The sequence below is a fragment of the Bradyrhizobium sp. CCGUVB4N genome, from assembly GCF_024199945.1.
Lineage (GTDB): Bacteria > Pseudomonadota > Alphaproteobacteria > Rhizobiales > Xanthobacteraceae > Bradyrhizobium.
The window spans coordinates 6,469,478-6,496,342 of the sequence record NZ_JANADP010000001.1 but is presented as its reverse complement, the minus strand read 5'-3'; the positions used below and the strand labels follow the sequence as shown (position 1 = coordinate 6,496,342).

The 26,865-nt window shown below is 64.2% G+C and carries 24 protein-coding genes; 17 read left to right on the top strand and 7 right to left on the bottom strand.

Annotated elements, in window-relative coordinates; all coding sequences use genetic code 11:
• The first annotated feature begins 23 nt into the window (after positions 1 to 23).
• The 3 genes from NLM31_RS30155 to NLM31_RS30145 all read left to right on the top strand — a co-directional run bounded on the left by NLM31_RS30155 (position 24) and on the right by NLM31_RS30145 (position 4,179).
• Positions 24 to 2,378: an FG-GAP-like repeat-containing protein gene (locus tag NLM31_RS30155; protein ID WP_254194650.1), complete on the top strand. Its 2,355-nt coding sequence runs from the start codon at positions 24 to 26 to the stop codon at positions 2,376 to 2,378.
• Between the two features lie 152 nt (positions 2,379 to 2,530).
• Positions 2,531 to 3,526: a glycosyltransferase family 2 protein gene (locus NLM31_RS30150; protein WP_254194649.1), complete on the top strand. Its 996-nt coding sequence runs from the start codon at positions 2,531 to 2,533 to the stop codon at positions 3,524 to 3,526.
• A gap of 14 nt (positions 3,527 to 3,540) precedes the next feature.
• Positions 3,541 to 4,179, top strand: coding sequence for a class I SAM-dependent methyltransferase (locus tag NLM31_RS30145; protein ID WP_254194648.1), 639 nt, complete (start codon positions 3,541 to 3,543; stop codon positions 4,177 to 4,179).
• A gap of 10 nt (positions 4,180 to 4,189) precedes the next feature.
• Here the strand turns inward: NLM31_RS30145 and NLM31_RS30140 are convergent, their stop codons facing one another.
• Positions 4,190 to 5,113, bottom strand: coding sequence for a hypothetical protein (locus NLM31_RS30140; RefSeq protein WP_254194647.1), 924 nt, complete (start codon positions 5,111 to 5,113; stop codon positions 4,190 to 4,192).
• Positions 5,114 to 5,127: 14 nt separating this feature from the next.
• Entirely contained in the window at positions 5,128 to 5,790 is a 663-nt protein-coding gene (locus NLM31_RS30135) for an acetyltransferase (RefSeq protein ID WP_254194646.1), read from the bottom strand.
• Positions 5,791 to 6,377: 587 nt separating this feature from the next.
• Between NLM31_RS30135 and NLM31_RS30130 the strand changes: the two genes are divergently transcribed.
• Entirely contained in the window at positions 6,378 to 7,298 is a 921-nt protein-coding gene (locus NLM31_RS30130) for a right-handed parallel beta-helix repeat-containing protein (protein WP_254194645.1), read from the top strand.
• A gap of 70 nt (positions 7,299 to 7,368) precedes the next feature.
• Here the strand turns inward: NLM31_RS30130 and NLM31_RS30125 are convergent, their stop codons facing one another.
• Positions 7,369 to 8,073, bottom strand: a complete 705-nt coding sequence (locus NLM31_RS30125) for a WbqC family protein (RefSeq protein ID WP_254194644.1) — start codon at positions 8,071 to 8,073, stop codon at positions 7,369 to 7,371.
• Positions 8,074 to 8,307: 234 nt separating this feature from the next.
• Here NLM31_RS30125 and NLM31_RS30120 point away from each other — a divergent pair, with 234 nt between their 5' ends.
• Positions 8,308 to 8,814, top strand: a complete 507-nt coding sequence (locus NLM31_RS30120; protein ID WP_375167555.1) for a tetratricopeptide repeat protein — start codon at positions 8,308 to 8,310, stop codon at positions 8,812 to 8,814.
• 134 nt (positions 8,815 to 8,948) lie between these two features.
• Here the strand turns inward: NLM31_RS30120 and NLM31_RS30115 are convergent, their stop codons facing one another.
• Together NLM31_RS30115 and gspD are read right to left on the bottom strand one after the other, a co-directional pair.
• Complete coding sequence (locus NLM31_RS30115; protein ID WP_254194643.1) at positions 8,949 to 9,545, bottom strand: prepilin peptidase; 597 nt, start codon at positions 9,543 to 9,545, stop codon at positions 8,949 to 8,951.
• A 4-nt stretch (positions 9,546 to 9,549) separates the two neighbouring features.
• Positions 9,550 to 11,853, bottom strand: a complete 2,304-nt coding sequence (gene gspD, locus NLM31_RS30110) for a type II secretion system secretin GspD (RefSeq protein ID WP_254194642.1) — start codon at positions 11,851 to 11,853, stop codon at positions 9,550 to 9,552.
• A gap of 212 nt (positions 11,854 to 12,065) precedes the next feature.
• On the opposite strand from gspD, the gene NLM31_RS30105 reads away from it, so the two are divergent.
• From NLM31_RS30105 to gspM, 9 genes are all read left to right on the top strand, one after another.
• A complete protein-coding gene (locus NLM31_RS30105; RefSeq protein ID WP_256561805.1) occupies positions 12,066 to 13,751 on the top strand; it encodes an ATPase, T2SS/T4P/T4SS family in 1,686 nt (561 codons plus the stop codon).
• Between the two features lie 55 nt (positions 13,752 to 13,806).
• Positions 13,807 to 15,018 carry a type II secretion system F family protein gene (locus tag NLM31_RS30100; protein ID WP_254194641.1) on the top strand — a complete coding sequence of 404 codons (1,212 nt, stop codon included), beginning with the start codon at positions 13,807 to 13,809 and terminating at the stop codon, positions 15,016 to 15,018.
• A gap of 25 nt (positions 15,019 to 15,043) precedes the next feature.
• The gene (gene gspG, locus NLM31_RS30095) at positions 15,044 to 15,499 is read left to right on the top strand and encodes a type II secretion system major pseudopilin GspG (RefSeq protein ID WP_254194640.1); all 456 of its coding nucleotides are present in this window, start codon (positions 15,044 to 15,046) and stop codon (positions 15,497 to 15,499) included.
• A 19-nt stretch (positions 15,500 to 15,518) separates the two neighbouring features.
• Positions 15,519 to 16,016 (top strand): prepilin-type N-terminal cleavage/methylation domain-containing protein, encoded by a 498-nt coding sequence (locus NLM31_RS30090; protein WP_254135469.1) that lies wholly within the window; start codon positions 15,519 to 15,521, stop codon positions 16,014 to 16,016.
• On the top strand, positions 15,994 to 16,392 hold the full coding sequence (locus tag NLM31_RS30085) for a prepilin-type N-terminal cleavage/methylation domain-containing protein (protein ID WP_254194639.1): 399 nt from the start codon (positions 15,994 to 15,996) through the stop codon (positions 16,390 to 16,392). The genes NLM31_RS30090 and NLM31_RS30085 overlap by 23 nt, the downstream gene beginning before the upstream one ends.
• Positions 16,389 to 17,108, top strand: a complete 720-nt coding sequence (locus NLM31_RS30080; RefSeq protein ID WP_254194638.1) for a general secretion pathway protein GspJ — start codon at positions 16,389 to 16,391, stop codon at positions 17,106 to 17,108. The genes NLM31_RS30085 and NLM31_RS30080 overlap by 4 nt, the downstream gene beginning before the upstream one ends.
• 143 nt (positions 17,109 to 17,251) lie before the next feature.
• Positions 17,252 to 18,094 (top strand): general secretion pathway protein GspK, encoded by an 843-nt coding sequence (locus NLM31_RS30075; RefSeq protein WP_254194637.1) that lies wholly within the window; start codon positions 17,252 to 17,254, stop codon positions 18,092 to 18,094.
• A gap of 1 nt (position 18,095) precedes the next feature.
• Positions 18,096 to 19,133, top strand: a complete 1,038-nt coding sequence (locus NLM31_RS30070; RefSeq protein ID WP_254194636.1) for a PilN domain-containing protein — start codon at positions 18,096 to 18,098, stop codon at positions 19,131 to 19,133.
• A gap of 8 nt (positions 19,134 to 19,141) precedes the next feature.
• Complete coding sequence (gene gspM / locus NLM31_RS30065; protein WP_254196296.1) at positions 19,142 to 19,723, top strand: type II secretion system protein GspM; 582 nt, start codon at positions 19,142 to 19,144, stop codon at positions 19,721 to 19,723.
• A gap of 1 nt (position 19,724) precedes the next feature.
• Here the strand turns inward: gspM and NLM31_RS30060 are convergent, their stop codons facing one another.
• Positions 19,725 to 23,330: an autotransporter domain-containing protein gene (locus NLM31_RS30060; protein ID WP_254194635.1), complete on the bottom strand. Its 3,606-nt coding sequence runs from the start codon at positions 23,328 to 23,330 to the stop codon at positions 19,725 to 19,727.
• Positions 23,331 to 23,645: 315 nt separating this feature from the next.
• Between NLM31_RS30060 and NLM31_RS30055 the strand changes: the two genes are divergently transcribed.
• Entirely contained in the window at positions 23,646 to 24,347 is a 702-nt protein-coding gene (locus NLM31_RS30055; RefSeq protein ID WP_254194634.1) for a hypothetical protein, read from the top strand.
• Positions 24,348 to 24,408: 61 nt separating this feature from the next.
• Here NLM31_RS30055 and rffA read toward each other — a convergent pair whose 3' ends face one another.
• Complete coding sequence (rffA, locus tag NLM31_RS30050) at positions 24,409 to 25,551, bottom strand: dTDP-4-amino-4,6-dideoxygalactose transaminase (RefSeq protein ID WP_254194633.1); 1,143 nt, start codon at positions 25,549 to 25,551, stop codon at positions 24,409 to 24,411.
• Between the two features lie 417 nt (positions 25,552 to 25,968).
• Between rffA and NLM31_RS30045 the strand changes: the two genes are divergently transcribed.
• On the top strand, positions 25,969 to 26,181 hold the full coding sequence (locus NLM31_RS30045) for a hypothetical protein (protein WP_254194632.1): 213 nt from the start codon (positions 25,969 to 25,971) through the stop codon (positions 26,179 to 26,181).
• Positions 26,181 to 26,603, top strand: coding sequence for a hypothetical protein (locus NLM31_RS30040; RefSeq protein ID WP_254194631.1), 423 nt, complete (start codon positions 26,181 to 26,183; stop codon positions 26,601 to 26,603). The genes NLM31_RS30045 and NLM31_RS30040 overlap by 1 nt, the downstream gene beginning before the upstream one ends.
• The last annotated feature ends 262 nt before the right edge of the window (positions 26,604 to 26,865 follow it).

Sequence of the window (26,865 nt, the reverse complement as noted above, 5' to 3'; positions counted from 1 at the left end):
GGCTTGCTCCTCCGGAGATACCCTTGGCCACCTCCGTCAACGTTAGTGCGACCAACAACGCAGACATCGACGGCCTGCTGGCGGGTACCAAATGGTCCGGCACGATCAGCTACAGCTTCCCCACGTCGTCCAGCACCTATGCCAATCCCTACTCCGGCGGCAGTGGCGAACCGACGACGTCGGGCTTTTCGGCTGCGCCGACCCAGATGCAAGCGGCGATCAACTACGCCATTGCGCTGATCCAGAGCTACACCAACGCCAGCATCACGTATAACGGCTCGGGCTCCGCCGACATCATGGTCGCGCAATCGCCCGCGGCCAATCCGACCTCCTACGCCTATTACCCCGGCAACTACGCGGCCGGCGGCGACGTCTGGTTCGGCACGCAGTACGACTACACGCAGGCACAGCTCGGCAACTACTATTTCACGACGGCTCTGCACGAGCTCGGGCATGCCATGGGCCTCAAGCATAGCCAGGAGACCGGCGGCGTCGCCAATGTCGCGGTGCCGAGCGCGCATGACGACAGCGAATACACCGTCATGAGCTATCGCAGCTATGTCGGTGGGCCCCTGACCGGCTACACCAATGAAGCCTACGGATATCCGCAGACCTATATGGCCAACGATATCCTCGCCCTGCAGACACTGTATGGCGCGAACTACAACACCCAGAGCGGCAACACCGTCTACACCTGGAGCCCGACGACGGGGCAGGAGTTCATCAACGGCGTCGGGCAGCTCGCGCCGGGTGGCGGCGTCGGCGGCTCGGCCAACCGCATCTACGACACGGTCTGGGACGGCAATGGCGTCGATACCTACGATCTGTCGAACTACACGACGAATCTCACCATCAATCTCAATCCCGGCGCCTCGTCGGTGTTCTCCACCACGCAGCTGGCCTATCTCGGCAATGGCCATTACGCGGCTGGCAACGTCTACAACGCCTATCTCTACAATGGTGACGCGCGCTCCTATATCGACAACGCCACGGGCGGCTCCGGCAACGACACGATCATTGGAAACGTCATCGCCAACGTGCTGAAAGGTGGCGCGGGGAACGACACCATCACGGGGGGCGGCGGCAACGATACCATCATTGGTGGTGCGGGCATCGACACCGCCGTCTACTCCGGAAGCGAGCTGAACTACCTTATTTCCTACGACGAGAACACGCAGGCCTACACGATCGTCGATGAGCGCCCCGGTTCGCCGGACGGGACCGATACGGTGAGCGGGGTGGAGTATTTCCAGTTCAGCGACGGCAACTTCGCAACCAGCGCCACCGCAAGTGGTGCAAAGCACGCCAGCGCGACTGGATTCGACTTCAATGGCGACCAGAACACGGACCTGCTCCTTGTCAACAGCGGCACACAAGGTGTCACGGAATGGCTGATGAACGGTGTTGCCGTTTCGGTGAAACCGCAGGTCGGGACGATGGCCTCCGGCTCTCACTATGCCACGCATGGCGATTTCAACAATGATGGAAATTCCGATCTGTTGATGGTCAACGACACCTCCCATGATGTCGTCGTCTGGGAGATGGATGGCGCTCAGATTTTGGCGAGTCAGACCATCGGAACGATCAATGCCGCCGACGGCTGGCAATATTCCGGAACGGGCGACTTCGACGGCGACGGCCGGACCGATTTGCTATTAATCAATAGCACGACGAATGGTGTCGCGATCTGGACCATGAACGGCACCCAGGTCACCGCCAATCCCCAAGTCGGCACGATCAATGCAGCGTCGGGCTGGAGATTTGGCAGTACGGGGGATTTCAACGGCGACGGCAAGACCGATCTCCTGATGTTAAACAACGCGACCCATGGCGTTGCGATATGGGAGATGAACGGAACCCAGGTCGCTGCGAACCCGCAGATTGGCACGATCAACGCGGCGTCGGGCTGGAGCTTCGTGGGAAGCGGTGATTTCAACGGCGACGGCAAGACCGACCTCTTGCTGCTCAACAGCACCACGAAGGGCGTTGCGATTTGGGAAATGAACGGCACCCAAGTCATGGCGAATCCTCAGATCGGCACGATCAATGCGGGGGCCGGCTGGGCCTTCGCTGGCACCGGCGACTTCAACGGCGACGGCAAGACCGACCTCTTGCTGCTCAACAGCACCACGAAGGGGGTCGCAATCTGGGAGCTGGACGGCACGCAGGTCATCGCCAATCCGCAGATCGGAACGATGGCATCGGGCTTCTCCTTCGACAGCACCAACGATTTCAACGGCGATCACAAGACCGATCTCTTGTTTGAGAATTCCACTACGCATGCCCTCGTCGTGTGGGAGATGAACGGGACGCAGGTCGCGGTCAATCAGCAGATCGGGACCGTCAACGACAGTGCCGGATGGCATATCGTCACCTAGTCGGGCGCGGCGGATTGTACGGCTGCCGGCCACTGAGACCTCCACGATTCGACACTTGTCCGGCCCCACCGCCGCCTGCATAGATTGCTCTTGCACGCGCCTGGAGAATGCGGCAAATCCCGGAACGTTCGATGATCTGGAGGGATTTTCCCGTGAAGCTGTCCATCGTGACTACGCTCTACCGGTCAGAGGCGACGATTGACGACTTCTATCGCCGCGCGGTTGTCGCCGCCGAGCCCATCACCCAAGACATCGAAATCGTGATGGTGAACGACGGCTCTCCTGACGATAGTCTGTCGCGTGCCGTAGCGCTCCACGAAGCGGACCCTCGTGTTGTTGTCGTCGACCTGTCCCGCAATTTCGGTCACCACAAGGCCTTGATGACGGGACTCGCGCATGCAACAGGCGATCTCATCTTTCTTATTGATAGCGATCTCGAGGAGGCGCCCGAGCTCCTCACGCGTTTCTATGTGCGGCACATGGAGGGAGATTGCGACGTCGTGTTCGGAGTGCAGACGGCGCGACGCGGAGGCTTGTTCGAGCGTACCACCGGGGCGCTGTTCTTCTCGCTCGTAAACATTCTCAGTGATCATAGGCTCCCGCGCAATGTCGTAGTGGCCCGCCTAATGACGCGCGACTACGTCCGCGCGCTCATCCGTCATCGTGATCGGGAGTTTTTGATCGCGCATTTGTGGCAAGTGACGGGGTTTCGGCAGGTTCAGCTCCCGGTCGAGAAGCTCTCGGAGTCGCCAACGACTTACTCCGTCAGAATGCGCGTTGCGATGGCGGTCAAGTTTCTGACAACCACGTCGACGAAGTTACTCTACGGGGTTTTATATCTGGGCTTATGCATTTTTGTGCTGTCGACGCTCGCGATCGGATATTATGTTAGCCGTTATCTTCTTTCCGGCATTGGCGTCGATGGTTACACGTCGATCATCGTCTCGATCTGGTTCTTCGGCGGGCTAACAACGCTCATTCTTGGAATTCTGGGAATTTACATTGCCAATGTGGTCGCCGAAGTCAAACGCCGGCCCTACACGGTGGTTCGATCGGTCCACCGTGCCCGTGACGCAGCGGTTAGCCTCTCCAATGTCGTTCATGTTCCATCTCGGGAAGCCCGGCATGACAGCGGGCCGCGAACCTAGTGTCGGAGAATCCTATGACGACGGTTAGCGCTGAATCTCCGATTTTGAGCAGTGTTGCTGCGTATTACACCTCCAAGGTCCAGGTTCATGGTGCGACGCCGCGCGGCGTGGATTGGAACGGCGCGCCCTCTCACGACCTTCGGCATCAACAATTTCTCCGGCTGCTGGATGGCTCCGCGGAGAGCTCGGTTCTCGATTTGGGCTGCGGATATGGCGACTTCCTGCGCTTCCTCCGCCACGCCGGACATCGCGGCCCGTTTATCGGCTACGATATCGCGCCAGCCATGATTGAAGAGGCGAGACGAATCCACGGCGACGGAGCAGACCGCCAGTGGCACGTCGGCGCGGAACCGCACGCTGTCGCGGATTTCGCCGTGGCCAGCGGCATCTTCAACGTCAAGGGTGATGTGCTCCAGGAGAATTGGGAACGTTACGTCTACGAGACCATCGAGACGCTAGCCAAGGCGGGGCGGGGCGGCTTCGCGTTCAATGTTCTCAGCCTGTCAAGCGACCCTGAGCGCCGGTCGCCGAACTTGTACTACGCGGATCCCGGCGCGATGCTTTCGCACTGCCTGCGTCACTACGGGCGAGCAGTGGCGCTGCTGCAGGACTACGGACTTTACGAATTCACGATGATCGTCAGGCACATCTGACTTTTCCGCGTCAATCCTGCTCCAGCACCGCGATCCCGAACCCGGCGTCGCCATAGCGTCCGCCATTGTACAGCATCATCCGGCCGAGGACGGTATCGAACACGAACGGATAGCATATCATTGGGCCTTCCCAGCTGGCATCGCGTTCGATGCCGGCCTCTTCGTCGCGACGCGTCCATGAAATGCCGTCGCTCGAAGTTGCGAAGCCGATGCGATAACCCCAATCGTTAGCTCGGTATGAATACCATGCCTTGTAGCTTCCATCGGGCTCCCTCAAGGGACAGAAGCGAGCGATGGCCACCTCGCCCGGATGTTGGAAGGCTAGCGACTGAATGCCCGTCAGATTCCAGTTCAAGCCGTCGGCCGACTGCGCATAGCGGATGTCGTACGATGGCAGAGCGACGTCGGCCGGGCGCGTCCATGGGCGCCCGGACTGATACCACATTCGCCAATGTCCATTCTCAATCACGACGGCAGGGTCGGCGATGAAAATCGGCTCTTGGCGGCAACGGTCGAGAATTGGCCCTTCGCTGATTCGTTCAAAGGGACGATCCGGATTGCCGGCCGGACGTTCGGCCACGCCGACCGCGACGTAGAAGCTCACGGTCACCCCGCGCATCCAGCCCTGATAATAAAGCCGCTCGACACCGTCATGCTCGACAACCCAGCACCCCATGGCCCCGCTGTCGTCGAAGCCTCCAAGCGGTCCAGGCAACAGGAGTGGGTGCTCCGAGAGCCGCAGGACTTTGGTCGGATCGCGAATATCAAGGTCGAGCCAGCTCACATTGGACCGGTTCTGCCGGTCGCGTGGACTAAAATAAATTCTATAGCGATGCGCATCCAGCGCCCGCGCAATCGGAACGATGCCGTGGCTGTGGACCCACTCCGAGGTGCCGTTAGCGACGAAAACGCGTCCGAGTTTCTTCCAGCGCATCTTTCGGCAGTCTCTCAAATGCGGCGAAGCCGGTTGCTGGGGACGGGTGATCGTTCAGTGCCGCGTGGCGCCAGGACCGAAAGATCGGGTTGATCCTCGAGCACGAGCGCTCCCGCGCCGATCACGCATTTCTTGCCGATCGTAACGTGATCGCGGACGGTAGCGTTGACGCCGAGGAAGCTTCCTTGACCGATCCTTGCTCCGCCTGAAATGACTACATGCGAGGCAATGAAAACGTCGTCCTCAATCACGGAATGATGACCGATATGATTGCCGCTCCACAACGTGACGTTGGCCCCGATCTGCGCAAAGGGTTGGATGGTATTGTCCTCGAGAATAAAGCAGTTCTCCCTGATCTCCAGGCCGCGAAAGGTCGTTGCATTGCTGCTCACATAGGAGACCAGCCGATAGCCGGCAGCGCGAGCAGCCGCGACCCGGGATGCCCGCAACTCGTTGAGCTTCGAGTAGCTCACTGCAACGAAAAAACCAAAATCCGATGGTGGAAACGACTGTGTCACGTTCTCGAACGATACCAGCGGGCGCCCGCGAAACATGGGATCCTTGACGTAGGCTTGATCTACGGTGAAGCCCGCAACCTCCAAATCGGAATCATGCGTGAAATAGAAATCGGCGAGTTCGGCAATTTCGCCTATACCGAAAATGACGATCTTCTGCATCGCTACTGGACCTCACGCTAGTGCCTTAGACAAGTATTGCGATGTGGGGAGGAACGCGTCAACGATTGATGCGGCCGCTGGAATTATTTTGAGGATCAAGGGCGTGGGGCTCGCCGATCACGACTGATGAACTGGTCCTCATCGCCGCCCTCAAAGACACGCCTTTCCGACTCTGGCTAGAGTTCTTGCTTCAATCTGCTGTTGTTTGGCGTGTTCTACTTGTCATATGACGCATTTTCGTCCGTGGTGGCGCCAAAGGGGGAGTTTTCACAAAGAAAACGTGCTTATGCGTTGAACCTCTACCGGGGGGCGAACCGACCTATCAGGGCGGTTTCGGAACTATGTCACTGTGGTACTGGACCGCGCGGCCTATCGTTCGACGATTTGGCGCGGTTCGAAAACTCAGCGGCGGAAAATCTGCGAACATCGGGAAGATGTCTGGAGGCGGCGCGCCCTACGCGTGTGACAGCAAGTATGAGTGATGTTTGAGCGCCTATCCCATTGGTCCTACGCTTAACAAGCCTTGAACATCGCTCGGGGCTCTCGTCTTGGTCAACAAACGCTCACTTTTCTTAGGGAGATATTCCATGCGTCGTATTGCTTTGATGGCCTTGGCCATTGGACTGTTCCTGCCTGTCCTAACGTCGGCACCGGCCAACGCCCAGGCGACCCGAACCTGGGTCTCCGGCGTCGGTGACGATGCCAATCCCTGTAGCCGCACGGCGCCCTGCAAGACCTTCGCGGGCGCGATCTCGAAAACCGCACCGGCGGGCGAAATTAACTGCCTGGATCCAGGTGGGTTCGGTGCAGTGACCGTCACCAAATCGCTGACGATTTCCTGCGAGGCGGGGACTGCCGGCGTTCTGGTCTCGGGCACCAACGGCATCGTCTTCGCGGGCGCTTCAACTGACTACCTCTACCTGAAGGGGCTCGATATCGAAGGTCTTGGATCCGGCATCAACGGCATCTTGTTCAATTCGGGTGGCTTCCTCCATGTCGAGGATTGCGTGATCCGACGCTTCACTGGGTCGGGAATCCTGATTCAGGCGACCACGAGCGTGGGGTTTTTAGTGGACCGCACGACCGTGTTCGGCAATGGCACGGGCTCCACCGGTGCGGGAATTCGCGTCGTCCCGGGTTCAGGCGGCTCTGCCACGGGCACGATCAACAAAGCCGTGGTCGATCGCAACGTGTTCGGTATTGCTGCAGACGGAAGCAACGGCAATGTCAAGGTTGCAATCGAGGACAGCGTAGCTAGCAACAACACGCTCTCCGGTATCGTAGCGACAGCGAGTGCCGGAACGACCAACGTCATGATCATGCGGACGCAGGCCAACAGCAACGCCACGGGCGTTAACAACTCCGGCGGCGCGACCACGGTCCAGGTCGGTCAATCGGCGATCACCGGCAATACGACGGGCGTCTCTGGCACCGTTTCGTCCTACTCCACCAACCAGCTCAATGGTAATGGAAGCGACGGCACGATGACGGCAATCCCGCTGAAATAGGCAATACCTCCACACCGACGAGGGCTCCGAGCGAAGCGTCATTCGGAGCCCTTTCGTGTCTGGAGGCCAGTCAGGGCAACGGTAGGGACGCCGAACGCTGGATATAGCGAGCAGCGTCAGTGCCGGTGTGGAACAGCAGGTCGAGCACCGACACGCCGTGTTCAAACGCGCCATGGAGCTGCGGATACTCGAGGTAGCCCTGGTAGCTCATCCATTCCGTGGCGATTCCGGCGGTGGCGAACAGGGACTCGTCGAAATAAGCGCGTGCTGAAGGGCCGCTGAGATAGCAGTCGGCGCCGGCGGCCTGTGCGATCGCGAGCAGCCGCGCCGTTTTCACGCCCTCCGCCGGATAGGCCGTGTCCCTGACAATTCGCGTGGTCAGCCCGAGCAGGCTTGCGATCTCGCGTGTGAACAGCTCGTTGACGTTGGTGAGCCGTTCCTCCTTGTCGGCGCGCTCGTACCAGGCGCGGACCGCGGGCGCGTATGTGTCGAAGAATGGCGCGCGACGATAGGCGAGCTCCAGCGTTCGCCAGTGTTTCTCGGCCCACGGCTTTTCGATCTCGACCTCGTCGATCGGCTGGTCGAACCGTCCCTTGGTCACGACGGGAATCGTCAACCATTCGACGCCGCTGGCGGTCTTGATCCGGTTGCGGTTGTGCCAGTGCCGCTTCACATATTGCATGCGATCGAAGATCACGTATTCGTCGCATTGCCCGATCAGGTCGAAGAAGCCTTTCCAGGGAATGTAGCAGGATTGGATAATCGAAATTCGCACAGCTATGGCTTCTGGGGCAGTTGCATCAGGACCGTGTTTACAGTGGCTGCGCGATGAATTCACTCCCCATTGTTACGGAGCACGACGGCATCCCGGTGGTTGCGCCCGAACAAGCCCGCGGTGTGGGTCCGCCTTGCTATGGATTTTCCGGCACGCGGCGACTACGGTGCGGGTCATCCGGGATGAACATGGGTCGATGCGACAGTGGCCGATCGCGCGGAGAGGATCTTGCTGGTGCTTGGCGATGACTGGAAGCGGGGCGCCGTGGCGGCGGTGTTCGCCGTGCTGCTGCTCGCGGGCGGACAGGTCCACGCCCAATCCCTCGGCCAGGGCATCTCCGCCCTCAAGCGGCAGGACTATGTCACGGCGTCCCGCGTCTTCATCCCGCTCGCCGAGCGCGGCAACGTGGCGGCGCAGTCCTATCTCGGCTTCCTGTTCGAGACCGGGCGCGGCGTGCCGCAGAACTACACGGAAGCCGCGATGTGGTACCGGCGGGCGGCGGAGCAGGGCGATACCCGTGCGCAGTATTCGCTGGGGCTGCTCTACGACCGCGGCCAGGGCGTGCCGCAGGACATCGTCGAAGCCTCCAAATGGCTGAACCTGTCGACCGCCGCGTCGCCGCCGCGGGTTCGGGAATCCCGGGCCCGGATCCGCGACGCCGTCACCACCAAGATGACGCGCGGGGAGATCGCCCAGGCCCGCCTGCGGGCGCTGGAATGGGCGCCGAGCCGCGAGCGCTGACGCCGGTCGCCCGGGGTTCCAGGACGCCTTCGGCAAAAAGGTCGAAAACAACCCCACGCACAGTAGACGACGGTAGGAGGTCGGTTGCCTCGCGCCTGTGCCGCGTTGGGGATTCACCCTGAGCGCACCGGGCTTTAGCCAGCCCAGCCGCCGAGCCAGTTCAGATACCAGGTCTCGCCCAGCCACCCGATCCAGATCGATGGCGCCAAAAACAGTCCGAACGGCAGGAAAGCGGTCCCGCGCAGCGGTTTTCGCTGCAATGCGGCGTTGGCGAGATAGGCGCCGATCGCCAGCAGCGCCGCGAGCTCGATCACCGCCGCCACCGTCGCAAGATCGAGCCAGGCCCCGCTGACGGCGGCGAGCTTGACGTCGCCGAGCCCGAGCCCGTCGCGGCCGCGCCAGTACCGGTAGGCCAGCATCAGCAGCAGCAGCGGAAGCGCCACAGCCACGGCGCGCGCGACCGGCCAGAGCAGCGCCTGGGCGCCCGCATCGGGCACGGCAGCGGCAGCGCGGAGCAGGGCGAGCGCGAACGCGGCCCCGGTCAGCTCGTTCGGGATCAGGTAATGGCGGGCATCGTTCGTGGCGATGGCGAGCATCAGAGCGGCCAGGAACGCGCCATAGAGGCCTTCCGCGGCGGGGGCCGTGACGAGGCTTGCGAACACGGCGACGAGCAGCGCGAGGCTGAGGGCCAGCGGGGCGCTTATCCCGTCATGCGCATCTTCCCCGGTCACGCCGTCAGCGCGCGGCCCTGGGCGGGCTGACGGTGACCACGGGATTGCTGGTCCCGACCAGGCGGCTGTTCATCTTGGAGCGCATCTCCTCGGCGATGACATGGGCATCGACGCCGTCCTTGATGACGGTCGGGCGGATGAACAGGATCAGCTCGGTGCGGGCGCGTGCGGTGGTCTGGTGCGAGAAGGCGTCGCCCACGCCGGGAATGGAATCGAGGACGGGAATACCCTGGCGCTGCTTGTTCTCGGTCTCGCTGATCAGGCCGGCGAGGAGCACGGTCTGACCGCTCGTCACCGCGATCGAGCTCTTGACCCGGCGCTGCGAGATCGTCGGCGTCAGCGAGTTCGCGCTGCCGGCGGCCACGCTCGAGATCTCCTGCTCGATATCGAGCACGACGTTGCCGTTGGCATTGGCGCGCGGCAGCACGCGCAGGATGATGCCGGTGTTCTTGTAGTCGATGGTGTTGACGACGGTGTTGTTGGCGGTCAGCACCGTCGCGGTGCCGGTCGAGAACGGCACCTGATCGCCGACCTGCAAGGTCGCGGCCTGGTTGTCCAGCACCACCAGCGACGGGTTCGACAACACCTTGACGTCGGTGACGCCGTGCAGCGCGTCGAGAATGACGCGCGGCGAGTTTTCCGAGCCGATCAGGAAGTTGAAGCCCGGCAAGACGCGTCCCAGCAGCGCGCCGGAGGCGGCGTTGACGGCGTTGGACGCCGCTTCGACGGCACCGCTGCCGACCGTAGCGGCATTGCTGACACCGGAGATGACGTTGGAGACCGAGCCCTTCTGGCTCGCCAGGAAGAATTGCACGCCGTAATTCAACTGGTCGTTCAGCGTCACCTCGGCGATCGTCGCCTCGATCGCGATCTGGCGCTGCGGCCTGTCGATCTGGCGGATGGTCTGCTCGACGATACGCTGCGCGTCCTGGTTGGCATAGACGAGAACGGCATTGTTGGTGACGTCGGCGGTGATCCGCACGTTCTGCAGGATGCCGTTGACGCCGGATTTCGCGCCATTGCCGTTGGGGCTACCGAAGTTGTTGTTGTCCTGCGCCGGCGTCGCGACTGCCGCCGGAGCGGCGCGGGCACCTAGCGCTGAGCCCGCCGGTCCGGTCACCGGCGTTGCGGCGCCTGAAGCGGCGGTCGGCAGTGCGCTCAGCGAGGCGATAGGATTGGTTGAGGTCGACGTCGTGAGACCCGCGCCGGGAGCGACCTGGCTCGACGCGCTGTCGAGCGACGAGTTGCTCGCCGAGCTCTGGTTGAACAACATGTCGTTCAACAGCGCGACGACCACCTTGGAATTGCCGTAGCGCAGTGGATAGGATTTCAGGTTCACGCCATCGGTATCGGAACGGTCGAGCCGCGCAATCCAGGTCTGTGCGCGCTTCAGATATTCCGGCTTCTGGCTCACCACGAGGATCGAGTTGAGCCGCGCGATCGGCTGGAGCTTGATGACGTTCTGGCCCATGCCGCCTTCGCCGGAATCCATGATCTTCTCGATCTCGGAGATCACAGGTTCGGGGGCAGAATTGCGCACCGGGAAGATGCCGACCGATTGTCCACGCATCCAGTCGGCGTCGAATGACAGAATTGTGTCAACCGCGGTCGCCCGATCCGTGCCGCTGCCGCTCACGATCAGCGTGTTGCGGGAATTGTCGGGGCGCATGGTCGAGGCCTTCACGCCGAAAGCATCGAGCAGCTTGAAGATGTTTTGCGCCGACGTGTAGCGCAGCGGCACGACCGTGATGCCCTGGCCGGCTTCGGTGCTGGCCGAGCGGTCGATGCCGCCGGGGCCGGCTTCCGGCGCCGGCAGCAGACGATAGCCGGTGCGGTCGCGCACCAGCGCCACGCCGGACATGCGCAGCGCATTCTCCAAAACGTAGATCGCGTCCGCCTTCGGAACCGGGCGCACCGAGGCGAGCGTCACGGTGCCCTGTACGCGGGGATCGATCGTGTAGCCGACATTGAGGACGTCGCCGAGGATGACCTTGGCCACGGTCGCGACCGGCGCATTCTCGAAATTGAGGTCGTATCCGCTGCCGCCGCCATCATCGCGCTCGGCCAGCGCGCCGCCTTGCGGCGCACCATCGCTCAGATAGATCGCAGGTTTCGACGATCTCGGCTGGCCGACACCCGTTGCCCCTGCATCCGCAGGTTGCCGGGGCTGGAGATCGATGCCACGGATCTTGTCGACAAGGTCCTGTGCGCGCGGGTCCTTCGGGTCCGCCTCGACCGACTGGTCGGCGGTGACGATGCACGCTGTCAGCAGGAAGGCAGACGACAGGAGGACGAGCGTTCCAGTCAACGCTGAGCGGTGGCGCAAAAGCGGTCGGACCACTTCGAACAAGATACGCCTACCAACGCTGCGAGAAAAAGCGCCCGATCCCCCTTGGCTCGGACGCGCAATAATTTGCCGCACGATTATGTTTTTGCTAAGAAATAAGTCAAGGGCAAAGGACCTTCCGTGCTCCATAGAAGCTGTTGTATTCAAGTAACAAGGTCAACGCCGTGAATGCGATGCGCGACCGCTCCGCCGATAGCTTCAGGCAGCATCTCCTGGAAAAATATTCACTGCCGCCGCGAGCGCATGTTCGTGTCGAGCGGTCAGCCAATCCGGCGCAGACGCATCCACTGCGAGAATTTTGGGAGACCACAGATCTGTCGGCGGCGGAATTCGCCGACGAACTGTCCGACTATTTTGCCCTGCCGCGGATGAGCCTTCCGCAACTGCTTACGACCACGCCCAGCCTCGAAGGTTTTTCGCGGCGATTTTTACGCGAATCCACCATCTTTCCCTTTGGCGCGCCGGATGGTGGATTTCGCTTGGCTGTTGCCGATCCCTCCGACACGGCGGCCATTCGTGCCGCCGAAATCGTGTTCGGAACGCCGGTCGATGTCGTCGTAGCGTCATATGAGGACATTACGACGGTCTTGGACCAGCGAACCGATGCTGACGATGCGAATGCAGACCAAAGCACCGGCCGCGCGGGGCAGTCTGACGACGACATCGAGAGCCTGCGCGATCTCGCCAGCGGTGCGCCTGTGGTGCGCGCGCTCAACGATCTGTTGGAGCGCGCGGTCGATCTGCGTGCCAGCGATATCCATGTCGAGCCGTTCCGGACTGGTCTCGTAGTGCGCATGCGCGTCGACGGCCTGCTGCGCCCGCTGCCGTCACCGCATGGCATCCCGCCGCAGGCGCTGATCTCGCGCATCAAGATTCTCGCAAGCCTCAATATCGCTGAGCGGCGTTTGCCGCAGGACGGCGCGGCACGCGTCCGCGTCGGACGTAGCGAGCTCGACGTACGTGTCGCCACCATGCCGACGCAACATGGCGAGAGTGCCGTCATCCGCCTGTTGCCGCGGGATCGCGGCCTGCTCGAGATGAGCAAGCTCGGCCTGCGGACCCGCGACGAGAGCGTGATGACGCGCCTGCTCGCGATGCCGCACGGCATGATCGTGGTCACGGGTCCGACCGGCAGCGGCAAGACCACCACGCTTGCGACCATGCTGTCGATCCTCAACGAGCCGACGCGCAAGATTCTCACCATCGAGGATCCCGTCGAGTACGAGATCCCCGGCATCAACCAGTCCCAGGTGAAGCCGTCGATCGGCCTGACCTTCGCTGCCGCCATGCGCTCTTTCGTGCGCCAGGACCCCGACGTGATCATGGTCGGCGAGGTCCGCGACGCCGAGACCGCGCATATCGCGATCCATGCCGCGCTCACCGGCCATCTCGTGCTGACGACGCTGCACACCGAGACCGCGGCTGCGGCCGTACCGCGCCTGATCGATCTCGGCATCGAGGGTTTCCTGCTCAAGTCGACGCTGCGCGCGGTGGTGGCGCAGCGGCTGGTGCGCATGCTGTGCGACCGTTGCAAGGTGCCGCACGCGCTGACCGAGGCCGATCTCGCCAAGGACCCGCGCTTCGCCGTGATCGGCTTCAAGTGCGGCGAGGTCGTGCACGAGGCCGGCGGCTGCGAGCGCTGCGGCGGCACCGGCTATCGCGGCCGCAACGGCGTGTTCGAGATCCTCGAGATGTCCGACGAGGTCCGTGCGCTGATCGGGCCGCAGACCGACTCCCACTCCATCGATGCCGCCGCGATGCGGGGCGGCATGACGACGATGCTCGAGGATGCCGTCGCAAAATGCCGCTCGGGGCTGACGACAGTGCCCGAGGTCTTCCGCGTCACCACGGTGCGCTAACATCCAAATGTCTTGACGTCCAAGTGTCTCAGAGAATGCAGGTGTCCTAGAAACCATGCCGAACTTTCGCTACCGCGCGCTCAATGCCAACGGCGAACTGGTTTCCGGCGCGATCGCCGCGCCGGCGCCGGGCGACGTGGCGCAGCGGATCGAACGGCTCGGCCTGGTGCTGGTCGACAACGTCACGCCGGAGGAGGGCGGCGCGGCGCGTGGTGCGCTCAGCCTCTTCAACAGGCCGACGGCCGAGGACGTCACCATCTTCACCCGTGACCTCGCGCTGCTGCTGCGCGCCGGCGCCCGCATCAATGACGGGCTCGAGCTGCTCGCCGCCGATCCGGATTTCGGACGGCTGAGGTCCGTCGTCGCCGACATCCGGGCGCGCGTCGTCTCCGGCGAGAGCTTCGGTGAGGCACTGGCGCGGCATGAGGGACTGTTTCAACCGATGTACATCGCGCTGGTGCGGGTCGGCGAGGCGTCGGGATCGCTGGATCAGGTGCTGGAGGTGCTGGCCGGCGAACGCGCGCGCGGCGAGGCGCTGAAGCGGCGTCTGACGGATGCGATCCGCTATCCGATCTTCGTGCTCGGCGCGGCCGGTTGCGTGCTGCTGTTCTTCCTGACATTCGTGCTGCCGCAGTTCGCCAGCGTCTTGCAGGATTTCGGTGCCAAGGTCGATCCGATCGTCGGCGTGTTCCTGAACATCTCGACGTTCTTGCGCGGCAATTCCGACGCGGTGTTGGCCGGGCTTGCGACCATTGTCACGGCGACGTGGCTCGTGTTGCGGCAGGAGCGTGTCCGCCGCGGACTGACCAATGCGATCGTGCGGCTGCCGGCGATCCGCAACGTGATGGGCGCCTACCGCACGGCGCTGTTCTGCCGCAATCTCGGCCTGCTGCTCGGCAGCGGCGTCAACCTCACCACAACGCTGCGCATCCTCGTCGACATGATGGCGACGACCGGATCGTCCGGGGTCTGGAGCGATGCTGCCGACCGTGTCCGCCATGGCTCAAAACTCTCCGATGCGCTCGCCGAGACCGAGGCGTTGCCGCCCATGGCGGTGCGCATGTTGAGATTGGGCGACGAGACCGGGCAATTGCCGATGCTGTCGGGCCGGGTCGCCGAATTCTACGAGGCGAAGCTGCAACGCACGCTCGATCGCGCCGTCGGCATTGCCGGACCTGCGGCGATCATCGCGATCTCGCTCGTCGTCGGCGGCCTGATCACATCGGTGATGACGGCGCTGATGTCGGTGAGCCAGATTGTCGGTTAGGCGGATGTAGTGGGAGGGGCATGAAGTGACCAGATATCCATCGTCAAGGCGACGCCGGCGGCGCGTCGCTTGCGGAGAGGCCGGCTTCACCCTGGTCGAGATGCTCGTCGTCATCACCATCATCGGCATGATCATGGCGCTGGTCGGTCCGCGGGTGCTGAACTATCTCAGCGAGTCCAAGGCCAAGGCGGCGAAAATCCAGATCGAGAGTTTCTCCAGCGCGCTCGATCTCTATTATCTCGATCTCGGCCGCTATCCGACGTCGAACGAGGGTCTCGCCGGGCTGACGCGCAGCAACAACCAGGCCGGTTGGAACGGGCCTTATTTGCGTGGCGGTGTGGTGCCCAACGATCCCTGGGGCCACGTCTATGTTTATCGTTCACCGGGCGCGAGCGCTCCCTACGAGATCATCTCGCTCGGATCAGACGGTCAGGAAGGCGGCAGTGGAACGGCGTCCGACATTGTCAGCGGCGCGCGCTAAGCCGGTTGGTGAGGCGCCGGTGTTCGGCGCGCAAGCCTTCGATGCGCAAGCCTTCGACGCGCGGGCCGTCGATGCCGAAGGCTTCGCGCTGATCGAGATCCTGTGCGTGCTCGCGATCATCGGCCTGCTCGCGGCGATCATCCTTCCCGCGATCCCGCGTTCGACGACGCGGGCGAAGCTCGAGAGTTACGCGGTCGAGACCGCGGCGCTGCTGAAATCCGATCGCAACAGCGCGCTGCGCCGCCAGGTCAGGGTCGCGACCCTGGTCGACGCCGAGGCGCGCGCGATCCGTTCCGGCGTCACCGGACAGATCATCCGCCTGCCGCGCGACGTGGTCGTGCAGGCGACGCTGGCCGCGCGCTGCGCCGATCGTGCCACCGGGCGGTCGATCGATTTCTTTCCGTCGGGCATGTCGTGCGGCGGGACGATCGCGCTGGCGCGGCCCGGCATGGGCTACGAGGTGCGCGTCAACTGGCTGACCGGAGGCGTCGAGATTGTCCCGCAGAAGCTGCTCTGACGGCGCCGCCGGTTTCACGCTGATCGAGGCACTGGTCGCGCTTGCGATCATCGTCATCGTGCTGGGGACCATCGGCTCGGTCATATCCGTCACGACCAAGGGCACGCGCTCGATCGACCAGCATCTGGCGCTGGCCGGTACGGCCGAGACCTTGCTTGCGGATTTGCCGGCGCGCGGACTGCTGAAACCCGGCCGGCAGAGCGGCCAGCTCGCCGGCAGCCGCTGGCGCGTCGATATCGCGCCGATGAATGTGGCCGGCGGCAATCCCGCCACCGATCGCTTCGTGCCGCTGGCGGTCAATTTGCGCCTCCAGCGCCCCGACGGCAGCACGATCCAGGTCACGACGGTGAAGCTGGTGCCGAGGTCCACGCAATGACCCGCGCAACGAAACGCCTCTGCCGCGCGCTCGCTTCCGAGGCGGGTTTCACGCTGCTCGAAGTGCTGCTGGCGACGCTGCTGATGACCGTGATCCTGGCCGCGCTGGCGACTGTGACGGCACAGTGGCTGCCGAACTGGAATCGCGGCATCGCGCGGGTGCAGCGCGCGGAGCGCCTCGCCACCGGGCTCGACCGCATCGTCGCCGATCTCTCCGTCGCCGAGCAGATGACCGTGAACGGCGACGCCAAGGTGCCGCTGTTCGACGGCGCTGAATTGTCGGTGACCTTCCTGCGCACCGCGCTCGGCCCGAGCGCGCGCCCGGGCCTGGAATTCATCCGCCTGATCGAGAAGGCCGACGCGCAGGGGCTGGCGCTGGTGCGCGAGCGCGCGCCGTTCCAGCCGATGCCGACCGACGGGCAGATCCGTTTCGTCGATCAGGTGGTGCTGATCCGCGCGCCGTTCCGCGTCAGCTTCGCCTATGCCGGGCACGATCGGCAGTGGCAGCCGACCTGGCACGGTCAGTCGCAACTGCCGGATCGCATCCGCATCACAGTGCGCGACGGCGCCAACGGTCAGGTGCTGGCGGTTTCGGCCGCCGTGTTGCCGCACATCAATGCGCCGGCCGAATGCGCACGCGCCAAGAATCCGACGACCTGCGTCACGGCGGGCCCGACGCCGCAACAGGCGGAGAAGAAAGAGGAGCAGCAGCTGTGAGCGGCGCCGCGGATGATCGGGACGCGCTGTGCCGGCGAACACTTGCCCCGCGAATACTTGGCCAAAGAATACTTGGTCAAACAACAGTCGGTGAAAGACCACTCGGCGACGACCGCGGCTTCATCGTCATCGTGGTGCTCTGGATGCTGGCTGCGCTCGCCACGCTCGCGCTGGTCTATCTGACCTATGTGACCAACACCGCGGTCACCGTCGCCGTCAACACCGACCGCTTGCAGGCCGATGCACTGGTGAATGCGGGCGTCGAGCTCGCGGCCTATCGGCTGACCGCGGAAAGCGAGGCGACGCGCCCGACCAGCGGCACCTTCAATGCCCGCGTCGGGGCGGGAAGGGTGGCCGTGACGTTCCGCTCGGAGGCCGCGCGCATCGATCTCAACATGGCGCCGAAGGCGGTCCTCGCGGGCCTGATGACAGGACTCGGCGTCTCCGCGTCGGATGCGCCGGACTATGCGGATCGGATTCTGGCGTGGCGGTCGTCGACGGAGACCGGCCAGGACAATCCGGAGGATTCCTACTACCGTACGATCGGCGCGCCCTATCTGCCGCGCCACGCGCCGTTTCCGCATAGCGACGAGCTGTGGCTGGTGCGCGGCATCCCGCCGGCGGTGATCGAGCGCGTGCTCCCCTTCGTCACCGTGTTCAGCAACATGCGCACCGTGAACGTGCTGGATGCCGCGCCGCAGGTGGTGGCGGCGCTGCCGAATATGACGCCGGAGAACCTGCAGCGCCTGCTGCGCGACCGTGCCGACCCCAGCGTGGACCCGCGGTCCCTGATAGGGCTCGCCGGCAGTGCCAGCGCAACGATCGAGGGTTCGAAGGCTTACCGCGTGACTGTTACCACCGAGGCGCCATCGCACCGGCAAAGCTCGGCCGAGATCGTCATCCTGCTTCTCGAAAGCGGCGATGAGCCCTATCGTGTATTGTCGTGGCACAACGCCTTCGACGGCTCTGCCGGAAAGCCCCTGTGAGATGAGTTCGCTCAATTCCATTCGCGCGATCTTCGATGCCTGGACCGGCACGGTGGCCGGTGCTGCCGTGGCCGGACTGGAGCGGATGGTCTCGCCGCGCCTGGTCCGGCTGGTCGAAGGCGAGACCGGCGCGTTCGTGCTGGAGGCTGCGAAGCCGGAGAACGCGCCGAAGGAGATCGCGTTCGCGGACGGCAAGTTCACCGGCGCCAATCTCGCGCCCATCGTCCGCGGCTGCCGCGTCGAGATCGTGCTGCGGCCGACGCGCTTCCTGTTCCGTCCGCTGGAGCTGCCGGCGCGCGCGGCGGATTTCCTCGAGGGCATCGTGCGGGCACAGATCGATCGGCTGACGCCGTGGAGCGCGGGCGACGCCGTGTTCGGTTGCAGCGCGCCGGTGGCGCAAGGCGCAGAGGGCATCACCACGATGATCGCGGCGGCGCCGCGCCGGCTGGCGATGGGCTATGTCGAGGCCGTGTCCGGATTTCATCCGTCTGCGATCGCGGTTCTGACGGAGCCGGCCGAGGGCGGCCGCATCAAGGTATTCGAGCAGAAGTCGCGCGGCGCGATCGACCCGGTGCGGTTGAGCCGGATGCTGCAGGCGGTGCTGGTCGTCGCCGCGATCGCCGCCATATTCGGCTCGATCGTCGCGGGTTATCTGGCCGACAGCTTGAGCGCGCAGGAGAGCGAGCTCGAGCAGCAGATCACCCAGCGCCGCGCCGCGATCCGCGGTGCCGACGGCGGCGAGCGTTCGCCGCTGGCGCTGCTGGAGCGGCGCAAATACGATACGCCGGCGAGCGTGATCGTGCTGGAATCGCTCAGCCGTCTCTTGCCCGACCACACCTATGTCACCGAGATGCATCTGGCCGGCAACAAGCTCCAGATTGCCGGCATCACCCGCGATGCACCTTCGCTGATCCCGCTGATCGAGCAGTCCCAGCATTTCACCCGCGCGACCTTCTACGCGCCGACCACGCGCAGCTCGACCGATCCCGGAGAGCGCTTTCACATCGAAGCGCAGATCGAACCGAGGAATGCGCCATGAAAAGCGGCATGAGCAGCGCCGGGATGACAAGCGGAAGCGCAATCGCGCGTTGGCTGCACGCCTCGCCGCTGATCGCGGTCACGCTCTATCTCGCGGTGACGGCCGGGCTGTTGCTGACGGCGGGCCTGTCGATCGCCGACGTCATCGCCCACCGCCAGGCCCTGGCCCAGACCTCCGACCTGCTCGACCAGCTGCGCGGCCGCAAGGGCGCCGCCAAGAACGCCGCGGCGATCTCGGCCGAGCATCCCGGCACGCCGTTCCTGGAGGGGCCGACGGTGACGGTCGCGGGCGCCAATCTGCTGCAGCGGGTTGCGGCCGCGGTCGGCAATGTCGGTGGCTCGGTGCAGTCCTCACAGGTCGACGTCTCAGGCGCGCAAGCAAAGGACGGATTCGTCGGCCTCGTCGTCAGCTGTGAGCTGGAGCAGCCCGCGCTGCAGAAGGTGCTTTACGATCTCGAAGCCGGCATGCCGTTCCTGTTCGTCGACCAGCTCGACGTCCAGGTGCCGCAATCGACGGCCCTGAACGAGGCCAGCACCGGCCGCGTCAGGGTGATCCTGGGTGTTTCCGGGCAGTGGCAGGCGGGGAAGTAGCTCACCAGCTGTATTTGAACACGCCCTTGCCGGAATAGCTGGTGACGTTGCCGGAGAATTCGCCGTCGAAGGTGCCGGCAAGCGAGAAGCCGTTCAGCCATTTCATTTCCGCGCTGGCGCTGACAAGGGCGGAATCGGCGTCGACCCTGGCGCCGTTCACGACGAAGCTCGCGCCGGGCAGGGTCTGGAACAGCGCGGTAACGGCGCGGCTCGGATTGTAGTCGTGTGCCCAGGCGGCGCGGCCGCGCAGGGTCAGCACGCCGTTCTGCATCGCGTAGGATTTGTCGGTGCGCAGGCCGAACTCGGAGCGGGTATCGTTCAGCGGCTGCGCGGCATAGTTCAGCGCGAACAGGCCGCCGCCATTGAGGCTGACTTCGGAATAGCTGGGCAGGTTGAAATTCGTCACCTGCGCGGCCGCATAGGGCGTGATGCCGATCAGCGGCGTCGTGAAGCGGTAGCCGCCCTCGAAGCGGGCCGAGAAGGTGTCGGCCCTGAACCGGCCCTGGAGCTGGTCGGCACCGGCGAGCGCCACGGTACGGTTGGTGGTGACGTCGTGCCAGCCATAGGCCAGGGCGGCGGCGATATAGGCCGGGCCGAAATTGTGCCAGCCGTAGACGCCGGCCTGGAACAGGTCGGCGGAGCCCGCGCCCATCGCGTTGGCAAGCGAGTAGTTCAGTCCGCCGCCGCCGAGCGAGAAGCCGACGAGCGTGTCCAGCGAAATCCGGTAGTCGGCACCGGCCGCGCCGCCCCAGACCCGCGCAGTGAGGTCCTGCGAGCCGACCGCGGCATTGCCGCCGACCTGCGCCGAGCCGCCATAACCGGCCGCCCAGACGCTCCAGCGATTGATCGGCTGCGACGACAGCAGCGGCGCCTTGGTCGCCATGGCATAGGCCTCGCGCTCGCGCGCGGTGGCCGGACGCATCGACGCATAGGCGGCCGCGTCATCGCTGTCGGCGAATTGCGCGACGCTGCCGGCCTTGGTGAAGCCGCTCGAGCGTCCGACGACGGTCGGATCGAGCATCAGGTTGAGGAACTGGCCGTCGGCGTTGATCGCGGACTGGATGATGCCGGTGCCGAGCTCGCCCGAGGCGGTGGTCAGCCCCGCCGGCGTCAGCGCGGCGAAGGCGGCGGGAATGCCGCCGGTCGAATTGAAGAAATTGGTCAGCGTGTTGGCGACGTTCTGCTGGTTGACGGTGAGGCCGCCGCCGATCGGCGTGAAGTTGACGCCGATACTGAGGAACACGTTGTTGGCGTCATAGCTCAGCGTCGCGTTGATCGACGGCATGTTGGAGACGACGGCCGAATTGAAGGTCGAGCCGCCGAGACCACCGGCCGCGGTCAGGATCGTGTACTGCTTCTTGATAGTGCCGGAGCCGAAGGTCGCGCTCACCGTCGCGCCGCCGAGCGTGGCTGCGCCCGTGACGTTGGCGAGGCTGGCGGTACTGGAGGAGACCTGCACCATATAGGTCGAGGCCGCGGTGAAGCTCAGCGATCCGTTGATCGAAAGCGTTCCGACCGCGCCGGTGTTGCCCGGTGCCAGCGTGCCGCCGGTCACCGCGACATTGCCGACGGTGCCGGTGCCGGCGAGCGTGCCCCCGGCATTGACGGTCGACGCGCTCGTGATCGAGCCATTCACGACCAGCGTGCCGCCGTTCACGGTGGTGGCGCCGGTATAGGTGTTGGCGCCGGTCAGGGTTTCGGTGCCCCCAGCCATGGTCAGACCGCCGCCTGCGCCGCCGTCGCCGATGACGCCGGCGAAAGTGCCGTTGCCGCTGGTGATGGTCAGCGTGTTTGCGCCGAGATTGACGTTGCCCGAGCCGGACAGCGATTTGATCGCGGTGCCGGTGCTCAGCGCCGAGATGTCGAAGATGCCGTTGGCGACGACGTTGCTCGAGGTCGCGATGCTGCCGTCGCTGCCGGCGAGATTGACCAGGTCGAGCTCGCCGCCGCTCGCGATCGTGGTGGTGCCGGTATAGGTGTTGGTGCCGTAGAGCTGCTGCAGTCCCCCGGTCGCGATCAACAGATTGCCGCCGGTGCCGCCACCGATACCGCCGTCCTGGACCACGCCGCCGAAGGCCGTGCCGCTGTTGGACGTAATCGTCAGCGTCTTCGATCCGAGCGCGACGACGCCGGTGGCGCCGAACGAGAACAGCTGCGTAACCGATGCGCCGGACGTGGTCTGTGAGATATCGAGCGTTGCGCCCGCGCCCGCGAACGCGACGTAGAGCGAATTCGCGATCGAGCCGCTGCCCTTCAGCGCCAACGTCGCGCCGGCATCGATCTGCGTGACATTTGTGTAGGTGTTCACGCCCGACAGCGTCTGCGTTCCACCGCCGACCTCAAAGCCGCCGCTGCCCTGAATCACGCCCGCGAACTCGGTTGAGCCGTTGGTGATGAACAGCCCCTTGGTGCCCATGTTGACGACACCGCTCGAGCTGCCGGCGAGCGTCGTGATAGCGGTGGCTGACGGGGTAATTGCCGAGATATCGAACGTCGCATTCACCGTGACGACGCTCGAGCTTGCGATGCTGCCGGTCCCCGACAGCGCCAGCGTTCCGGCCGAGATCGTGGTCGCGCCGGTGTAGGAGTTGAAGTTGGTCAGCGTCAGCGTGCCGGTGCCGACCTTGGTCAGGCCGCCGCCGGTGCCGGAGATCACGCCGTCGACCTGGGTCGAGGTGTTGAGGCTGCCGGTGGTGAGCGTGTTGGCGCCGAGCACGTAATTGCCTGCGCCTTCGATCGACCCGGACGTCATGCCGCCGCTGGTCAGGCCAGAGATGTCGACGGTGCCGCCGGCATTGGTGATGAAGCGGGCGCTGCCACCGGTCGACGTGCCCGTGAAGCTGGTGGTGCCGTTATTGTTGGTCGTGATCGTGGAGCCGGCCGCGGTGGCGGAGTTGCTGAAAATGAGAAAGCCGCTGTTGGAGATCGTCGCGGTGCCGGCGGTGGACGAGGTGTTGAAGGTAACAAAGCCGGTCGCGTTGTTCGTGATGCTCGATCCGCCTGCCGAGGTCGTGTCGTTGAAATTGATCACCGCGCTGTTGACGATCGTCGCGGTGCCGGCAGCGCTGCTGTTGTTGAATTCGATGTCGCCGGCATTGGTGATGTGTGCCGTGCCTGCGGTCGAGGTGTCGTTGAAGCTCATCGCGCCGCCGCTGACGTTGTACGTCACGAAATTGCTGCCGCCGCTAGCGCTGCTCGAGTTCGTGAACACCATGCTGGCGCCGACGTTAAACGTCTGCGGGTTGGTCGAATTGTTAGAGATGCCGACGCCATTGACCACGAAGATGTCGTTGGTGTTGATGGTATAGGCCTGCGCATTCGGCGCAGCCGTAAACACTACGGCGCCGATGTTGACGAGGCCGTTGCTGTCGACCGCGCTCAAGCCCGTGTCGGTGAAGGTGGCAGTGCCGTCCGGCACGGTTGGCGTCGAGGTCCAGTTCGTGCCGTCGGTCCAGTCAGTGGACGTACCACCAACCCAAGTGCCGTCCCCGGCATGGGCGGCGACGAGGCCAGGCGCCGTGGTCGCGAGCAGAGCCGCCAGCGAGTGCCGGACGACGGCACGCAGCCGCTTATCGGTCCTCGCGCGCGCTATGATTGATCCTGCCATCGGCCCTTCGCAAATCGTCAAGATAAATCAATGCAATCGAGCAAGATGTAACAGCATGCCCCCGGCGCCATGATCTCATGGCGTTGCAACCGGCCGCAATGAATGACCATTGATTTGCATAGGGTTCCCGGTCGTTTCGCTTGTAATTCCAGCGATCGTGGCCATTGGGCAACAATTTCATGCGTCGCAACATGCCGGAAGTCGCAGCGGCTTCAGCTGGGTCTAAGGGGACGGCTACGGGTTGATCGTGGGGCCTATCAGAACTAGTTTGGTGCATCTGGCTTGCCGCGCGCTGGCCGATCGCTGGGGAGTTCGATGTCCGGGTGGCTGAGATCGGTCGGATTGGCTGTATTTTGTGCGGCCCTCGGCATCACCGGTAGCTTGGCGGCCACTTCGTCGCGCATGGACATCCTGCCTGACGATGCCGTCAGCAGTCCCGCCGAGAGCGTCGATGTCGGTGCGGTCAGACCGATTGCCCGGCCCGCGCCGGCCGCGAGCAAGCCTGCGCCTCGCGGCAATCCGCTCTGGTCGGTGCCGCTGAAGGCGCTGACCGGGACGCAGGAGCGCCCGATCTTTTCGGCCTCGCGCCGGCCGCCGCCGCGCGCGGTCGCCGCGGCACCGGCGGACGAGGTGCACGTGCCGCCGCCTCCGAAGCCGGTCGAGGCGCCGCCACCGCTGATGCTGGTCGGGGCCGTGGTGGGCGAGGGTGATGCGATCGCGATCCTCGTCAACCGCACGGATCAGAAGATCGTTCGGCTGCGGCAGGGCGAAACGCTGGACGGCTGGTCGCTGGCCTCGGTCCAGCCGCGCGAGGTGACATTCAAGCAGGGCGATCGCAGCGAGGTGCTGGCGCTTCAGCGGCCGGAAGGCACGTCCGGTCCTGTAAGCGCGCCTGGGATGGCGGCCGCTTCCGCGGATAGCAATGGCCAACTGACGATGCCGACCCCGGGCGGCCCGTCGTTTGCGCCGTTCGTGCCGCACTCGAAACCCAAGAATGGCGAACCGGACGGGCTCTAGCAGATTTTCGTTTTGACGCGCTTCTCGACGCCAATCGGTGTCCGCTTGGCCGGAAAGCGCTCTACCGTCCGAGGATCGTCCCGAGCGTGTCGCAGATCCGGTCCTGCTGGACCTCCTGCAAACCCATCCACATCGGCAGCCGGATCAGACGTTCCGAGAGTTCGGTTGTCATTGCCAGATCGCCGTGCTTCCGTCCGAACCGCTGCCCCGCGGGTGAGGAATGCAGCGGGACGTAATGGAAGACCGCAGAGATGTTCGCGTCTCTGAGCTTTCCCAGCACCATGGAGCGATCGATCTCCGGTGGCAGCAGCACGTAGTAGAGATGTCCATTGTGGCGGCAATGGTGGGGCACGATAGGGCGGCGCAGAAGGCCGCGCTGCTCCATCGGCGCCAGCATGTCGTGATACCTGTTCCAGATCGTCAGCCGCTCGCGGGTGATGCGCTCGGCCTCCTCAAGTTGGGCCCAGAGGAAGGCCGCGGTGATATCGCTCGGCAGAAAGGAGGAGCCGATGTCCTGCCAGGTGTATTTGTCAACCTCGCGGCGGAAGAACCGGCTGCGATCGGTGCCCTTCTCGCGCATGATTTCGGCGCGCAACGCATGCTCAGGGTCGTTCACCAGCAGGCAGCCACCTTCGCCCGAGATGACGTTCTTGGTTTCGTGAAAGCTGAAGCTGCCGAAGTCACCGATGGCGCCGAGCGGCGAGCCCTTGTAGCTCGCCTCGACTCCCTGCGCGGCGTCCTCGACGATCCGCAGATTGTGACGCCGGGCGATCGCGACGATCGCATCCATCTCGCAACCGACGCCGGCATAATGCACTGGAGCAATCGCGCGCGTACGCGGGGTGACCGCGGCCTCGATCTGCCGTTCGTCGAGGTTGAGGGTGTCTTCGCGGATGTCGATGAAGACCGGGACGGCGCCGCGCAGCACGAACGCGTTCGCGGTCGAAACAAAGGTGAACGAAGGCATGATCACCTCGTCGCCGTTCTTGAGGTCGAGCAGCATCGCAGCAAGGTCGAGGGCTGAGGTGCAGGAGTGTGTCAGCAACGCCCGCGTACATCCGGTGCGCTGCTCGATCCATTGATGGCAAAGTTTGGTGAAGCGACCGTCGCCGGACACGTGAAGGCTGTCCAGCGCATTCTGGATGTAGCCGTGCTCTTTTCCGGTTGCGTAGGGCCGATTGAACGGGATGAATTCGAATGCCATTGCCTAAGCCGTTGAACCACCTTAAGAACCGCACTAACGCGCTGCTTCGAACCCACGTTGACGTCTCCCGCTGCGAAAATCAACTGGCGATCGTGCGCAGTCCGGTGGAACGGCCGCGCTGCACCATCGCGAGCACTCTCGGTGGATCGCGGCGTGTTTTCGCCGGGAAGCATGCGGCTTGACCGACACGCAAGTTAACGCGCCAGGCAGGACGGATGGCCCCAAAAGCGACGAAGGGAGCGGCCGCAATCACCGGTTTGTTCGTGGCTGGTCGGCGAACCTAGTCCAGACGGTGTTGGGGCTGACCCGGCAATTACTGCTGATTTCCGCTTTCTTGCACCTCTGGAGTGGCGACGTGCTCGCAGCGTGGCTTGCGATCTATGCTGCCGGAAGCCTCGTCATCGTGGCGGAGCCGGATTGCAGTTTCGGGCCATCAATCGGTTTCTCTCCTTCAAGTCCCCTGTCGAGCGCGACGGACGCACTGCGCGCGTCTACCTCGGGATGCTGCGCATCTATCTCGCCATCGTCACCTTGCTTGGTGTCCTGCTTTGCGCGGCCCTGTATCTTGCACCGCCGTCGGCCGTGCTCGGTTTTGACGCCATGCCGACGTTCGCCGCCGCGATGCCGTGATGACACTGGGAATGGTGCTGAGCTTGCCCGCCAACCTCTGCTCCGGCCTTTATCGCGTCCGCGGCCTGTATAGCCGGGCCGTGTGGATGCAAAACGCTGCACTGCTGCTCGGCCAGATCTCGCAGCTTTTCGCGCTCGCCATGTTCGGAAGCCTGCTCGCGGTGGCGATCGCCTTCGTGTTGTTGCAGCTGCTGTTCGCGATCTTTATCGCCGGCTTCGATGCGCTGCGCCGTTTCCCGTTCCCGCGCCGTGCCGCAAGGCCGCCGTTCATCGCGCCATCCCGGCGCTCAAGCATCGGCCAGTTCGGCCGCGCACTGTCCTTTGCGATCGCCAACATCACCGAGCTTGCGCTCGTCAACATTCCGGTCCTGCTCGTCTCCGCGCTCGTCGCCGGTCGTGTCGCGGTGGTGCAATGGGGCTGACGCGCGTGATGGCGAGCCTGGTGCGCGGGCTATGTCTCCAAACCGCCTTGCCGCTCGGTGCCGAGCTCGGCCACGATTGTTCAATCGGCGACAAAGAGCGGCTCCGCATGACCTCGTCACCGCTTCTGAGGTCGAGCAGAATGGCCGCGAGGTCGAGCGCGGCAGGAGTGTGTGAGTAGCGCCTTGGCGCAACCGGCGCTCTTCCAGCCACTGATGGGAGCGCCGGGTGACGGCGCCATGGCCCAACAAATGATGGTTCTTG